Raw genomic sequence first — 14,204 nt, forward strand, 5'->3', positions numbered from 1 at the left:
TAACAATGAATAGTAAATATGATTTGATATATCAAACTCTCGTTTATACATATAGAATAAATTTTGGTGTCTAACATGAAGGTTGGGTAATAGGTTTTGGAACATCTCATTTCAACTAATAAATGAAAGCGCATTCATTTGGTTGAAAGAGATCACTTCTTTTATTGTAAGTCATCCTAGATTTTGTATATAAGGGGATTACAGACGATTATAATTTTAATAGGAGGTAAGTTCTTGTGAAAATTCGAGGTAAAAAAGTTGGTATTTTCATCCTGGCGCTTTTTCTTATTTTCAGTTTAGTTTTAACTGCGTGTTCCCCAGAAGAATCAAGTAGTGGTGGAAAAGAAGGCACGACAGAAATAACTTTCTGGCATGATGCAACTGATATTGGTTTACAGGCATTAAAAAAAATGGTAGAAGCCTTCGAAGAAAAAAATCCTGATATTAAAGTGAAAATGGTGTATACCGAAGCAAGTGAAGGTGCAGACCAAAAACTCTTAACTGCTGTAGCTGGCGGCAATCCACCAGACGTAGCGCTTTTTGACCGATTTAAGGTTGGTTCATGGGCAGCTCAAGATGCACTTACCGATTTAACAGATATGGCTGCTGAGGACGGCATAACAGAGGATATATATTACCCATATGCGTGGGAGGAAGCGAACTACAAAGGAAAATTATATGGACTTCCTTATACAACAGATTCACGTATGCTTTATTATAATAAAGACCATTTTAAGGCAGCTGGATTAGATCCGGAAAATCCACCTAAAACCACTCAAGAACTAGAAGCAGCTGCAGAAAAATTAACGAAAAAAAATGGAAATCGCTTTAAACAAATTGGTTTTATCCCGTGGTATGGTCAAGGTTGGCTTTATGGTTGGGGATGGAGCTTTGGTGGTGAATTCTACAATAAAGAAACAGGTGAAGTAACTGCAAATGATCCTAAAATTGTTGAAGCACTTACGTGGATGGCGGATGTCGCTCAAAAGTTCGATGTAGAAGATATTGCTGGATTTGAAAGTTCTGCAGGCTCAGGGGCTATGGATCCGTTCATTTCAGGACAAATCAGTATGAAAGTAGATGGAAACTGGGCAATCAGCGCGATAGAGAAATACAAGCCAGACTTGAATTACGGTGTAACACCTATACCTACTCCGACTGGTACTGACTTCACTACCTGGTCTGGTGGTCATGCTGTAATCATACCGAAAGGTGCAAAAAATGTAGAAGCAGCTTGGGAATTCGTAAAGTTTTTCGGTACTGAAGAAGGTCAAGAGGTATACTTTGCAGAGCTTCCTGGTGATCTTTCAGTAATTCCTACTGTTAACGAGAAGTTAGGCCGTAGTGACAATCCAATGTTGAAGAAATTCATCGATATCTTGCCAAATTCTCATAGCAGACCAGTTATAACTGAGGGGCAATTAATGTGGAATGAATTAGTAGATGCAAGAGAAAACACCGTTAGAGGTAAAGGGACAGCGCAGGAAAACTTAGATAAAGCTACAAAAGCAGTAAACAAGGCTCTTGAGAAGTATAAGTAACCATTAGGGCAAGGGGATCTGTTTCTCCTTGCCTCCACTTTAAAAAATTGAAAGGAGGAATCTATATGGCGGAAGTTACTAAAGGTACTAGGGTTCAACAACCAGTAATTGTGAAGCGAAAGATGTTATCTACAAAATCAAATTTACATGGATGGCTTTTTGCTTCACCTTGGATTATAGGATTGTTAGTGTTTTTTGCTTTTCCGCTTATAGCGTCTATATATTTTAGTTTCACATCATATAGTATTCTACAGCCGGGGGAATTCGTTGGTTCTAAAAATTACCAGGACCTTTTTAAAGATGACTTATTCTGGACATCTATTTACAACACGATTTATTTTACAATCATTTTTGTCCCCTTAGGTATTATATTCGGGGTTTCTCTAGCAATGTTGTTGAATATGAAGATCAAAGGAATGGGTATTTATCGGACGATTTTCTTTTTACCAACGCTTGTACCCCATGTTGCTTTAGCAGTTCTATGGATGTGGCTATTAAATCCTGGTTTTGGTCTCGTAAATGGGCTGCTGGATGTGGTTGGATTACAGGGGCCAAACTGGCTCGGAAGTGAAGCATGGTCTAAACCGTCACTTATTTTGATGTCTCTTTGGGGGATTGGTCAATCAGTAATCATATATCTTGCTGGACTTAACGATATACCAGAGGAATTTTATGAAGCAGCTGAAGTCGATGGGGCCAATTGGTGGCAAAAAACACGTCATGTTACATTGCCGTTACTTACACCGGTTATTTTTTTTAACCTGGTAATGGGAGCTATTGGCGCATTTCAACAGTTTACACTGCCATACACAATGACCCAAGGTCAGGGGACTCCGGCAAACTCCTTAACGTTTTATGTAATGCATTTATACGATAATGCGTTTAAGTTTTTTAGAATGGGTTATGCTTCAGCAATGGCATGGATTCTCTTTATTATTATTATGTCCCTGACTGCCCTGATCTTTATGACTTCAAATCGTTGGGTTCACTACCAGGGCAAATAGAAAGGAGTGATCGTTTAATGGAGCCGAAAGTTAAAATTAAATTACAGAAAGGCTTTTCACACGTAGGTTTAATTATCGCATCCGCTTTTTTCATTGTTCCATTTATATGGATGGTATCAACATCTTTAAAACCTTTGACACAAGTGTTTTCCTTTCCACCGGAATGGATTCCTAAACCATTTCAATGGTCAAATTACCTGGATGCTATGGAATATATACCGTTCTTTACTTATCTAGATAATACAATGGTAATTACTCTTTTAAGTACCTTTGGTGTTGTCCTCTCTTGTCCTCTTGTAGCTTACAGTTTTGCGAAATTGGAATGGAAAGGTCGTAACGTTTTATTTTTCATTACCATTGCGGTCATGATGATTCCAGGTCAGGTAACGATGATTCCCTTATTTTTAATATTTAACAAGATTGGATGGGTCGGAACAAATTTACCTTTAATTGTACCTTCGTTCTTTGGTGTGCCATTTTACATATTTTTACTTCGACAGTTTTTCTTGGGATTACCGGATACGTTAAGGGATGCCGCCAAAATCGATGGGGCAAGCGAGTTTCGGATTTATTGGCAAATTATGCTTCCGTTAGCCAAACCGGCAGTTCTTGCAGTTGGTCTATTCCAGTTCATGGCTAGCTGGACAGATTTTATTGGTCCATTACTCTATTTAACAGACGAAACTCAATATACATTATCATTGGGACTCCAGCAATTCCAAACTCAAATGGGTACTGAATGGGGCTTAATGATGGCGGTATCAACGATGATGACAGTGCCAATCATTATTTTGTTCTTCTTTCTGCAAAAAACGTTTATTAAAGGTATTAAATTTAGTGGAATTAAATAATCGCGTAATAGGTTAATAGGTCATTAGGTAAACATAACATAACATCTATTAGGAGGTCTTCATGAATGAATACCAAAATAGGAATGAGAATACCACCAAAAATTGGTTCGAAGGGGATTAGAGGTGTTGCGGAATTCGCAAAAAGTGTCGGATTAGATGTGGTTGATATTCCAGAATACACCTCAGAAATCAAACATATTTTTGAAGAAACGGATGTTGAGGTTGGCTCTATCGATGGTGTTGGTGCAGTTGGCCAAACAAAACTGCTGAATAAAGATGATAATATAAGATCAGAAGCAGCAGAGAAGTTAAAACAACAAATTACGGATGTGGCACGCTTGGGGGGAAAGGTTCTCTTTGTTTGTCTAGCTCCAGAAGACATTAATCAATCTAGAGCAGATAGTTTCGCAATTTGGAAAGAAACCTTTCCGGAAATTATCAAGCAAGCAGAAAAAGAAGATGTCTACTTTGCGATTGAAGGTTGGCCTGGTCCTGCACCACAATATCCAACCATCGGCTGTACACCAGAAATGTGGCGGGCAATGTTTAACGCAATTCCTTCAAAACATCTTGGATTAAACTTTGATCCATCACATATGGTTCGACTTGGCATTGACTATCTACGTGTTTTAAATGAATTTGGAGAAAGAATTACCTATTGTCATGGTAAGGATACGGAAATCCTTCTAGATGAACAATATGATTTTGGGATTCTCCCTGCAACATTTGAGGTGAAATATAGTTTCTCTGAAGGTCCTTGGCGATACACCATTCCTGGGTATGGACAAGTGAATTGGGGTAAAGTGGCTACACGCCTTGAACAGCTTAATTATAACGGACCAGTAAGTATTGAATTAGAAGATCATCGATTCTGGGGATCAATTGAAGCGGAATCGAAAGGGATCATTAAAGCAAAAGAACACTTAGAAAAATTTTTCAAATAATTTGACACTTGCAAAACATTGTAACTGATCTCATCTTTTAGCCAAGGTAAATAATTTCTTTGGTTAGAAATCTAACGTCCCTTAAGGGGTGAAGAAAATGGAACAAGTAAAAATCGGCTTTATTGGAACAGGTGGTATATCCCATCTTCATGGCAAGCAACTGCAAGAACTTGCAAACGTGAAAATTGGAGCAGTCGCTGATCCGAGTGAAAAGAATAGAGGGGAATTCATTACAAAATTCAACTTGAAAAATGCTGAGCAATTCACTGACTACAATGCGATGATAAAACAGGTGGATCTTGATGCAGTTGTCATCTGTTCTCCGCATACTTTACATTTTAAACAAGCGACAGATTGCTTAGAAGCTGGTTTGCATGTATTAGTGGAGAAACCAATGACATGTTCTTCAACAGAGGCAACTAGATTAATAGAGACTGCAAACAAAGCAGAAAAGGTTTTACAAGTTTCTTACCAGCGTCATTTTCAACCGGAATTTCTTTTTATTAAAGAATTCGTTGAGCAGGGTAAGATTGGAAAGCTAACATCTGTGAACGCTTCATTATATCAAAACTGGAAACAATTGATGGAAAATACCTGGAGACAAAATCCAGCCTTATCTGGCGGCGGTATGTTAATGGATTCTGGAAGTCATATTATTGATATTTTACTCTGGACAACAGGGTTGCAGCCACAGGAAGTTCATACAAATATCGAGATGAGAGATTGTGATGTAGAAATTAATTCGTTTACCACACTGCGATTTCCAGATGGTTTAATCGGTTCCTTAAATATAGTTGGAGATGCTCCTTGTTGGCATGAAACGTATGTATTTGGCGGGGAATTCGGAGCGATCTTTTATGATAATGGAAGGTTGACCATCCGCTATTTAAATGAAAAGCCGGTTTACCCAGAACTTTCCGAGCAAACTACAAATCAGGATAAAAGTTTTATCGATGCATTACTAAGACTTGGAACGGATTATGTAAAAGGAGAATTTGCTCAAAGGGTTGTTCAATTAACAGAAAAGATTTATAAGGAAGCGAATTATCAACCTATTAAATAGAAGGAATTACAACTTGGAGGCATTCACAATCACTATTAACAACCGGTGTTAGTATCCCAAATGGAACAGAACCAGTAGGAGATCCCTAACGCAATGTAAATTTTAGATGAGATGCATGATTCTACGACAAGCAATTTACTTAGGTTTAATTCTAACTTAAAGGGGAATAATGATGTCATATAAAATTAAGATTGGAATTATTGGTAGTGGTGGAATAGCAGGTGCTCATGCTAGAGCATACCTGAAAATGAATGATGTTGAGATCGTCGCTGTATCAGACATCATACCAGGTAAGGCAAAGGACTTTATTGAAAAGTCAGGTATCAAAAGTGCAAAACCTTTTGAAAGTCACAAAGAGCTTTTAAAATTGGATATGGATGGTGTAAGTATATGTACACCGAATTTTTCTCATCATGAAATAAGTGTTGATTCACTAAATAACGGGAAACATGTACTAGTTGAAAAGCCGATGTCAGTAACACTGGATCAATCTATTGAAATGGTGCAAGCATCGAAAAAAAATGACCGACTTCTTTCTGTTGGCTTTCAGCCTAGATATGATCCAAATATGAAAGTAATAAAGGATCTTGTGCAATCTGGTACCCTTGGAGAGGTATATTACGTGCAAACAGGTGGTGGACGCCGTAGAGGAATCCCAGGTGGGACATTTATCAATAAGAAACTTGCAGGTGCTGGATCCATGGCAGATATTGGATGTTACTCTTTGGATCTTGCGTTAAATACATTGGGGTATCCTAAGCCGCTAACAGTTTCGGCCTACACTTCCAACCTGTTTGGAACGAATCCAAAGTATTTTGGTCATGCAGATCAGTTTGAAGTAGAAGACTTTGGTGTGGCACTAGTCAGATTAGAAGGTGGTAAGGTCCTCAACTTCAAGATTTCTTGGGCAATGCACATGGACTCGTTAGGACCAACTATTTTCCTGGGAACGGATGCTGGATTAAAACTTACACCAGCAGGAAGTGGGCCGTGGAGCGGAGTATGGGATGGCGGTATCGGTTCAATCAGCTTGTTTCATGATGTGAATGAACAGCATGCGGAAACGAATATCCCTGTAAAATCTCATAATATAGACATTTTTTATGAAAAAGTCCGTGATTTTGTTGTGGCAATTAAAGAAGACAAACCAGCTCCAATTCCTGGCGAACAGATACTCTACAATCAAGCCATTGTTGATGGTGTTCAGCGATCAGCAGAGCAAGGAAGAGAAGTTGAAATCAAATTACCAGCATACATTAATTAACGTCAGTAGGCGTGATAAAGGTATATTCCAGATCAGGGAAATGACTGCTGAGGGCAGAGATGATCGAATTTGTGAAAACAGGTGTCAGCCAAGCGTTGATCCCTATTCGAAAATTATCATTAATGCTGATCGCTTTTTGAAAAGGTGTTTGAAACCTCCGTTGTAATCTTTTAAAACAATAGATGCATAGCTTAATTCCACGGAGTAACTTAATCGCATATAGTAGGAAATAATACCCTTGATTCGTCAATGTCACTCCTAACCAACTTCGGTTAAGAAGTGTAAGGCCAAGACCACCCATCATTCATAAACTTTGTGCCTTCGGGAAATTCCACTAGCATTCCGAAAACACCCATACAATGTATAACACCCTATAGTACTAGGGTTTATTTAGAAGTGACAAAAAGTCGGTTTATATCCAACCATTGGGATAAACCGACTTTTATCTTTAATGAGCTCTAATGTTTAATAGGAACAAAGCAATGGCCATTAGTCACTTCCTTTTACACAAATTACTTCTGTATTCCTGTTATAATGTCTATTTAGATAACTCGTTCTTCTCTCTTGTTCTCACTAAGGCATATGCAGTAATCCAGGAAGTAATTGGTATAACTAAAGCTACACCAATTCCGGCACAAAGGATCGTTATCATTTCACCGGTAAATACTTTTGAATTTACGATTTCTCCTATAGAATAAGAAAGTTCTTTAAACCAGATCAGTAGTGCGAGATAGCCTCCAAAGAAGGCGAAAAATAACGTATTCGTATTTGTTCCTAAGATGTCCCTCCCAATAATTAGTCCAGATGTGAATAAATCTTTCCTGCTAATCAATGGATTATGATGAATTATTTCACGCATGGGAGATGCAATAGAAATGGCAATATCCGTTATGGCACCAATTGTACTCATGATGATCATTGAAACCCCGATTTTCACAAAATCTACTCCAATATAAAGCGAAAACATGCTTATCTCCTCTATTTCCTCTTCACTGAATCCCTGAATCATAGCATCGTCTGTTACGATTGCGATAAAAAAGATTAAAATAGTGATCGTTATAATAGTAGAAATAAATGCTGTTATTGTTTTATTGTTCACGTTATTAATGAAAAAGAGAGTAATACAACTAATGATGGTACTTGCAATCAATGTTAAGATAATCGGATCAGCATTTGGATCTGTCATAAACAGTATGGTCATGAAGATCACACCGAAGTTGAAGAATAAAGCAATAAAAGACCGTGCTCCTTTACTTCCACCAATCAGTACCATCAATAAAAATAAAATGGCTGCAAGCCATACTAATACATTCATGATCTCGCCTTCTTTCGATTAACGTAAAAAATAGCAGTATATAGACTTATTGGAATCGTTATCACGACCCCAATACCACCAGCTAGCGCTCGAGCTAATTCCAATGAAAGGTTAATGGAAAGGCTAAAACCGAATGGAGAAGCATTCTTAAAATATAAAATAAGCATTGGAATGGAACCGCTTATATAAGCAAAAAACAGGATATTTGTCATGGCTCCCATAATATCTTTTCCGATATCCATTCCAGAAGTTCTAAGTGCTTTTACTGAGATATTGTTATTTTTTTCATATAACCCAAAAATAGAAGAAGACATGGTAATCGCCACATCCATTACGGCTCCTAAAGATCCGATTAATAATCCTGCCATAAACACCAGTTGAGGAGGACGGGTTAAGAATTGCATTTCCTCATATCGAAGGCCGTTTTCGGAAGTTAACAACATGACAAGATAGGTAATGAACAACGAAGCAAACGTTCCTAGAAGAGTCGCTACAATTGCTGCGTATGATTTTTCATTAAAACCGTTAATAAGTAATAAAGAAAAGACGGTAAATAAAATAACACTGATGCCGCATACCCATATCAAACTTATGTTTGATGTACTCATATAAATATCTAAAGCATAAGATAACAAAGCCGCATTGACGACTAAACTGATTATGGAAAAAAGTCCTTGTTTTTTTCCGATGACAAGCAAAGTAAAGATAAATACCCACGTAATGATCAAAACGTGTTTATCACGTTTTACGTCGTGTATAGTTCCAGTTATATCTGCATTTGCATCTGCGTTTTTTTCAATGGAAACAAACAGCTCATTTCCAGCATGATATTCTTGATCATAAGCTCCAGAAGAAGAATATTCGTTCGTTAGATGGATAAGCTGTCCTTTTTTTTCTCCATTTTGTAACTTGGCTATAATATGCTGCGTAAAAAGATGGTCTTTATTATTATTCATATCAATGATTTCCGTTGTATTTTCCAGATTCGTTTCTACGACTTTTGCTATAGGTCGTTCATAGAAAGAATGATTATGATTGACAAAAAAGACAGAGATGGCAAAACAAAGTGTCAACATGGTGTATAGAAGAATTTGTTTACAAGTTATTTTTTTGAATGTATTGACGACAATACTCATAGAAAACCCTCCAACTATGGGGTGGAGCTCAGTGTTTATCATTTAAACTGATTTACCAGACTGATGTTACATTTGTTTTTCAGATCTTGAACACTTTTTTCGGAGTGTTGCCTTGCTTCGTCCCTGAATCTTACTCCCTCCTATTCTAACCTGAACACTTATCTGCTATAAATAACTGATAAAGTCCATTCTTACCATAGCTGATTATATCGTGTTCTAGTTCTGAAAGGCTGATCTTTGTTTTAGCGAATATCCACCTTATAAAAATGGAGGGTAAAAACTGTTCCTTTACAGACAATCTTAATAGAGGTGCAAATTACTCTACAAAAAGGCCAGATTGTTTAGTAAAGGAATCTTCAATAATGCATTTTTTGAACGAATCTTAGAATTAGTTATGGTAATCTTATAGTAACTTCGTTGAAAAAAGGGGAAATTATCCAGTTGAAAAATTGTATTTAATTTTAGGGGTAATTTCCTAGAGGATAATGGACTTGTTTTAGGTTTATTAATGGAACTATTATTTGCTAGCACGATATCGCCATTTTTGCAGTTGATTTTTTCATCTCATGTGTTGTTTTCTTGGTATTTATGTTCAATAAATGTTCAATGAGTCACGAAAGTATAACATTAAAGAGAAATGGATTTGTCATTAACTCTGTTTGCGGTTCTGACATTCTGAAATTAAGGTTTACAATTAACCAGGAAGAAGATATAATGGGTGAACGATAATAAATCGTAATAGTTACGATTTAAGCCAACGGGTCGAATCTCTATTGGCAGGCCTGTCGTTTCTAAATCGTAATGATTACTATTAATGGTCATTTTTTGTTGAAAGGAGCTAATGGATATGGCTAAAAAATCAAAAGTTGCTAAGGAAAGAAAGAGACAAGAACTCGTTGAGAAATATGCTGAAATCCGCAAAAAGTTGAAGGAAGAAGGGGATTACGAGGCACTAAGGAAACTGCCTAGAGACTCTTCTCCAACACGTTTGAACAATAGATGCCAGGTAACGGGAAGACCGAGAGGCTACTTAAGAAAGTTCAAGATGTCCCGGATCGCTTTTCGTGAGTATGCACATAAGGGTCAAGTTCCAGGCGTCAAAAAATCAAGCTGGTAACACCTTAGAAGGAGAGACTAACTATGAAGGAATGGCTGATAATCGGCGGAGGGATCCATGGTTGTACCATTGCTACGTTCTTGCTGAAAAACGGGAAGGTAGACATACACCATCTTCAGATCATTGATCCATCACCAGTTCCGATGCGAAGGTGGAAACAGCTTACTTCAAGAATCGGAATGGATTACCTTCGTTCTCCTGTCGTCCATCATGTCGATACACATCCATCCAGCCTTGAAAGATACGCCAAGCGTCTTAATTTTGATAATGCATTCTATGGGTACTACCAGAAACCTCATTTAGAATTGTTCAATCATCATTGCCATCACACTTTTAGTGAAATTCAATTGCATAAAGCCTGGAAGATCGGATATGTAAATGAGCTGGAGTATAAGGGTAATCATTGGATCGTACGAACAAGCGATGGTCAATCTGTCCCTTCAAAGAGAGTTGTTTTAGCAATAGGTGTCAATGATCAGCCTTCTTATCCATACTGGGCAAAAGAACTGAATGAACGGCACCCTGAAAAGGTCTTCCATATCTTTGATAAAAACCTGCCTTCAATGGAAAGCGGATCCGTACCTGTGGCTATCATAGGGGGAGGCATTACTGCTGCTCACCTAATAAATAAAATCTGTGATGATGTTCCGGTTATACAGGTTAAACGGCATCTAAACAGGGTTCATGAATTCGATAGTGATCCAGGCTGGATGGGCCCTAAATATATGCGGAAATTTTATAGGGTGGAAAATTATGATGAACGGCGAAAGATCATTACACAGGCAAGGCATAAAGGATCGATAACCCAGCATTTATTTCACAAGCAGAAACATTTAGAACGAAAGGGTCGATTGATGACTGTTACGGGAGAAGTGATGAACTGTTCCATGGATGAACATTCCCAGCTCCTCTTCCAGTTTCACAATGGAGTTCAGCTGAAAGCTTCCCATATCATTCTTGCCACGGGGGTTGAAGGTGCACTTCCTGGTAAGGGGTGGTTAAGTAGGACAATCGAAAAACATGGCTTGAAATGTTCAAAATGCGGTTTCCCGATTGTCTCTCCTGAACTGGAATGGGGCAAGGGATTGCATGTAGCAGGGGCTTTAGCTGAACTTGAAATAGGGCCGGTCTCCAGAAATATTTCAGGAGCTAGAAAAATTGCTGAAAGGTTAGCAGCAATTTAACTCATTCAAACGGTAAGGAGAGATTGAAATGAAAAAAGGAATACATCCCGCGTATCGACAAGTCGTTTTCATGGATACGAACAGCGGGTTTAAATTTATAACAGGTTCAACCATGTCTTCATCTGAAACAATCGAGTGGGAAGATGGAAACACGTATCCATTAATTAAGGTTGAGGTTAGCTCAGATACCCATCCTTTTTATACTGGAAAACAGAAGTTCTCAGATCGCGGTGGTCGTGCAGAACGTTTCTTGAAAAAATACAACATGAAAACAGGCAAATAAATATCTTCAGAGCAAGGAGAGATCAAGATGAACGATTATTTGTCTGAAATGTTGGCGAGAGAAATCGTTGAGGCTTTACCTGGTTATAAGCGTGATCTGTACAAATTCATAGTTGGGCTGGAAGATTCATTGGCACAACAATCTGATACTGCAGATCAATTCATGACCTTGATGAAAAAACATTCACCTCTCCATCAAGCAGCGAAGTATTTCCGACGTTCTGTCAAAGAAACGGATCAGCTTATGAAAGAGATTGAAAAGGAAATCGATACAGAGTTGAGTTTGCAATTGCAGCATATCGATTGGTTGGATTGCAGTGACGTGATCCGTAAAAGAAGAAGGAACGATAAGCAAGCAGCGTTTTTGCTTTATATGAATCCGAAAAAAGTCCATTAAACCGTCCGCTTGGGCGGTTTTTTCCTATTGGGAAGGGGGTGGTGCCGGGGCGGAAGAAGACAATAACAGATAACGTAGCATGTGCTGATTTTATCGGTGCAAACACAAAATATATCGGTGCAGATCCAAATTTTATCGGTGCAAATGAAAAAAATATCGGTGATTCTAAAGTGTTAGCTTATATCTTCGTCCCTTCTTAGTTCCTTCAGAAGGTATATTCATAGATCGAAGGAGTGTTTTAGCAACATAACTGGATGAAATACTAAGAAACTTCCTCAACTCCCTATTCGATATCGAAGTATTCACTAACATCCGATAATCTTTCAGTGCTTCGAAATGCGCATCTCCCGAAATGAACGAACATTCGCTGCAGATCCAGCGGCCATAATGTCTTTCCATCGTCAGGGTTTTACATTCCATACAATAGACGCCAGGCAACAATTCTTCAGGTTGGATTTTGAATTGTTTCATGACGTTCGGGTCGTGTGGAGTATGTTTTTTGAGCAGTAGCTTGGAGAGTTTCCGCAGTTGCTTTTTGTTGTAGGTCGCTTCTGGAAAGGTTCTATTGAGGGCTTCGATTTCAAAAGGGAGGTTTGCACTGTGGGTTATTTTTACGGGTGTGTATTCAGTGGTTTCTATAATGGTCGAGGGCCGGCTGATGACTACGATGTGATCGATCGGAATATGGGGAAGATCATGAAGGTGCAGCCAGTGGGACAATTTTGTACTATGCCATTGAAGCTGAAGAAATGGGTCAGGCAATCCTTCCTCCATACATACCATCTTTCGTCCGGACCCTGATTGATTTCGTCAAACCTGATTTTACCTGCGATATTCTTCACTTCAACTATGAGGATGAAATAGGGGGTGACAAGCAACGTATCGATTTGAAAATAGTAGCGGGTGTCAAAAAGCCTTAAATCATGGAAAATAATGTGGTCATCTTCGGGGAGGTACTCCAAATAAAAATCCAGTGCTTGCTCACCTCGATAACCAGCTTTACACATGGCCAGCTCTTTTTCTATTAGTGGGTACTTCTGATGTGAAGGAGGTAATCGGCGTAATAACGCTTCCAATTTATGAATTTTCGCAGGCTCGGTCCGTTCTTTTTTGATCATTTGAATCAACTCCTTTTTATAATAGAAACTATTTTCTCTAAAATAGTTTCATATCCTTCTCGTAATCTATCTTTTTATCGAAAGATTTACACGCCTGTCCAAACTATTTACCTTCCAAAGCATAAATTGTAAAAGGGAGGTGAAAAAATGGCTAAACAAATACTAGATTACTTCGTAAGTGCGCCCGCTACAAGTAATGGTTCATTGAATCGGGTTGTTCCCGCATCCCCTTCGACTATGAAACTAGCAGAATTCGGATTATCGTTGCCGACTCAAGCTCAACAAGTTGAACTGACGGCAACTGTCGGATGGGAAACGACCGCAGGATCCCCCATCGTTCTATTTAAAATCTTCCGAGGTACGCAAATCATATTTACCACAACATCCCAAATTGATATTACAGTTGAAACCAGTAGGACTGTAGCATTCAATGCAGTAGATTTCAACGTACCGGCTGGGAGGCAAGTCTATTCTTTGACAGTTGAATTGACAAACCCGGTTGGTCTCCTGAACCAGGCATCTGTAATCGGACCGGTGACGTTTACCGGGATTGCAATCGCTGACGCCTAAGATATAGCTTTCAGAACCGTCCGAATGGGCGGTTTTCATCTGATTAGATTGAACTGCCTCACCTCTAAGGCGTATAATGGACATGTAATATGAATCCCAACTGAAGTCACTTGTTTTGAGGGGGCGTCTTTCTGCATAATGGTTGAAATTTTTGGGGCATTGATCTTGCCCATTATACTTATACCGTTTCTTGTCCGAGTTACATACAATCGATGGGTTGCCATCGGGCTGAGCATTGTCATTATGATTGTAATCTTTATGGATTTTGAATATTATTGGACGATCGTAACAGGAATTATTGGGATGCTAATCGGGGGATATTTTTCAACCCGTGTCGGGAAAAAAGTGGATAAAAAGTGGAGCTAGCGCCTATTTCATCAAGAAATAGACGCTATTTTTTTTGCATATGACCTTATGC

At 38.5% G+C, this 14,204-nt stretch carries 16 protein-coding genes; 12 read left to right on the forward strand and 4 right to left on the reverse strand.

Annotated features, from left to right (window positions below; translation table 11 throughout):
• Positions 1-236: 236 nt before the first annotated feature.
• The 6 genes from L1611_RS10705 (at position 237) to L1611_RS10730 (ending at position 6,667) form a co-directional block, all read left to right on the forward strand.
• A complete protein-coding gene (locus L1611_RS10705) occupies positions 237-1,541 on the forward strand; it encodes an ABC transporter substrate-binding protein (protein WP_236313086.1) in 1,305 nt (434 codons plus the stop codon).
• Positions 1,542-1,606: 65 nt separating this feature from the next.
• Complete coding sequence (locus L1611_RS10710) at positions 1,607-2,545, forward strand: carbohydrate ABC transporter permease (RefSeq protein ID WP_322972541.1); 939 nt, start codon at positions 1,607-1,609, stop codon at positions 2,543-2,545.
• Between the two features lie 17 nt (positions 2,546-2,562).
• Complete coding sequence (locus tag L1611_RS10715) at positions 2,563-3,396, forward strand: carbohydrate ABC transporter permease (protein WP_236313087.1); 834 nt, start codon at positions 2,563-2,565, stop codon at positions 3,394-3,396.
• A gap of 65 nt (positions 3,397-3,461) precedes the next feature.
• A complete protein-coding gene (locus L1611_RS10720; RefSeq protein ID WP_236313088.1) occupies positions 3,462-4,340 on the forward strand; it encodes a sugar phosphate isomerase/epimerase family protein in 879 nt (292 codons plus the stop codon).
• Positions 4,341-4,437: 97 nt separating this feature from the next.
• Entirely contained in the window at positions 4,438-5,403 is a 966-nt protein-coding gene (locus L1611_RS10725) for a Gfo/Idh/MocA family protein (RefSeq protein WP_236313089.1), read from the forward strand.
• Between the two features lie 172 nt (positions 5,404-5,575).
• On the forward strand, positions 5,576-6,667 hold the full coding sequence (locus tag L1611_RS10730) for a Gfo/Idh/MocA family protein (RefSeq protein WP_236313090.1): 1,092 nt from the start codon (positions 5,576-5,578) through the stop codon (positions 6,665-6,667).
• A 538-nt stretch (positions 6,668-7,205) separates the two neighbouring features.
• On the opposite strand, the gene L1611_RS10735 is transcribed toward L1611_RS10730, so the two are convergent.
• Both L1611_RS10735 and L1611_RS10740 read right to left on the reverse strand, forming a co-directional pair.
• Positions 7,206-7,982, reverse strand: a complete 777-nt coding sequence (locus L1611_RS10735) for a YibE/F family protein (RefSeq protein WP_236313091.1) — start codon at positions 7,980-7,982, stop codon at positions 7,206-7,208.
• Entirely contained in the window at positions 7,979-9,118 is a 1,140-nt protein-coding gene (locus L1611_RS10740) for a YibE/F family protein (RefSeq protein WP_407681720.1), read from the reverse strand. The genes L1611_RS10735 and L1611_RS10740 overlap by 4 nt, the downstream gene beginning before the upstream one ends.
• An 847-nt stretch (positions 9,119-9,965) precedes the next feature.
• Between L1611_RS10740 and rpsN the strand changes: the two genes are divergently transcribed.
• From rpsN to L1611_RS10760, 4 genes are read left to right on the forward strand one after another with little or no spacing between them, the layout of a single operon-like run.
• A complete protein-coding gene (rpsN, locus tag L1611_RS10745; RefSeq protein ID WP_225066500.1) occupies positions 9,966-10,235 on the forward strand; it encodes a 30S ribosomal protein S14 in 270 nt (89 codons plus the stop codon).
• A gap of 23 nt (positions 10,236-10,258) precedes the next feature.
• The gene (locus L1611_RS10750) at positions 10,259-11,419 is read left to right on the forward strand and encodes an FAD/NAD(P)-binding protein (protein WP_236313092.1); all 1,161 of its coding nucleotides are present in this window, start codon (positions 10,259-10,261) and stop codon (positions 11,417-11,419) included.
• A gap of 28 nt (positions 11,420-11,447) precedes the next feature.
• Positions 11,448-11,702, forward strand: a complete 255-nt coding sequence (locus tag L1611_RS10755; RefSeq protein ID WP_236313093.1) for a type B 50S ribosomal protein L31 — start codon at positions 11,448-11,450, stop codon at positions 11,700-11,702.
• A gap of 27 nt (positions 11,703-11,729) precedes the next feature.
• Entirely contained in the window at positions 11,730-12,098 is a 369-nt protein-coding gene (locus L1611_RS10760; RefSeq protein ID WP_236313094.1) for a hypothetical protein, read from the forward strand.
• Positions 12,099-12,263: 165 nt separating this feature from the next.
• Here the strand turns inward: L1611_RS10760 and L1611_RS10765 are convergent, their stop codons facing one another.
• On the reverse strand, positions 12,264-12,860 hold the full coding sequence (locus L1611_RS10765; protein WP_236313095.1) for a hypothetical protein: 597 nt from the start codon (positions 12,858-12,860) through the stop codon (positions 12,264-12,266).
• Positions 12,761-13,216 carry a nuclease-related domain-containing protein gene (locus L1611_RS10770; protein WP_236313096.1) on the reverse strand — a complete coding sequence of 152 codons (456 nt, stop codon included), beginning with the start codon at positions 13,214-13,216 and terminating at the stop codon, positions 12,761-12,763. Before L1611_RS10770 ends, L1611_RS10765 begins: the two co-directional genes overlap by 100 nt.
• A 147-nt stretch (positions 13,217-13,363) precedes the next feature.
• Between L1611_RS10770 and L1611_RS10775 the strand changes: the two genes are divergently transcribed.
• Together L1611_RS10775 and L1611_RS10780 are read left to right on the forward strand one after the other, a co-directional pair.
• Complete coding sequence (locus L1611_RS10775) at positions 13,364-13,786, forward strand: hypothetical protein (protein WP_236313097.1); 423 nt, start codon at positions 13,364-13,366, stop codon at positions 13,784-13,786.
• Between the two features lie 138 nt (positions 13,787-13,924).
• Complete coding sequence (locus L1611_RS10780) at positions 13,925-14,152, forward strand: DUF2198 family protein (protein ID WP_236313098.1); 228 nt, start codon at positions 13,925-13,927, stop codon at positions 14,150-14,152.
• Positions 14,153-14,204 lie beyond the last annotated feature (52 nt).

The sequence above is a fragment of the Pseudalkalibacillus salsuginis genome (genome assembly GCF_021646685.1).
GTDB classification, from domain to species: Bacteria; Bacillota; Bacilli; order Bacillales; family Fictibacillaceae; genus Pseudalkalibacillus; species Pseudalkalibacillus salsuginis.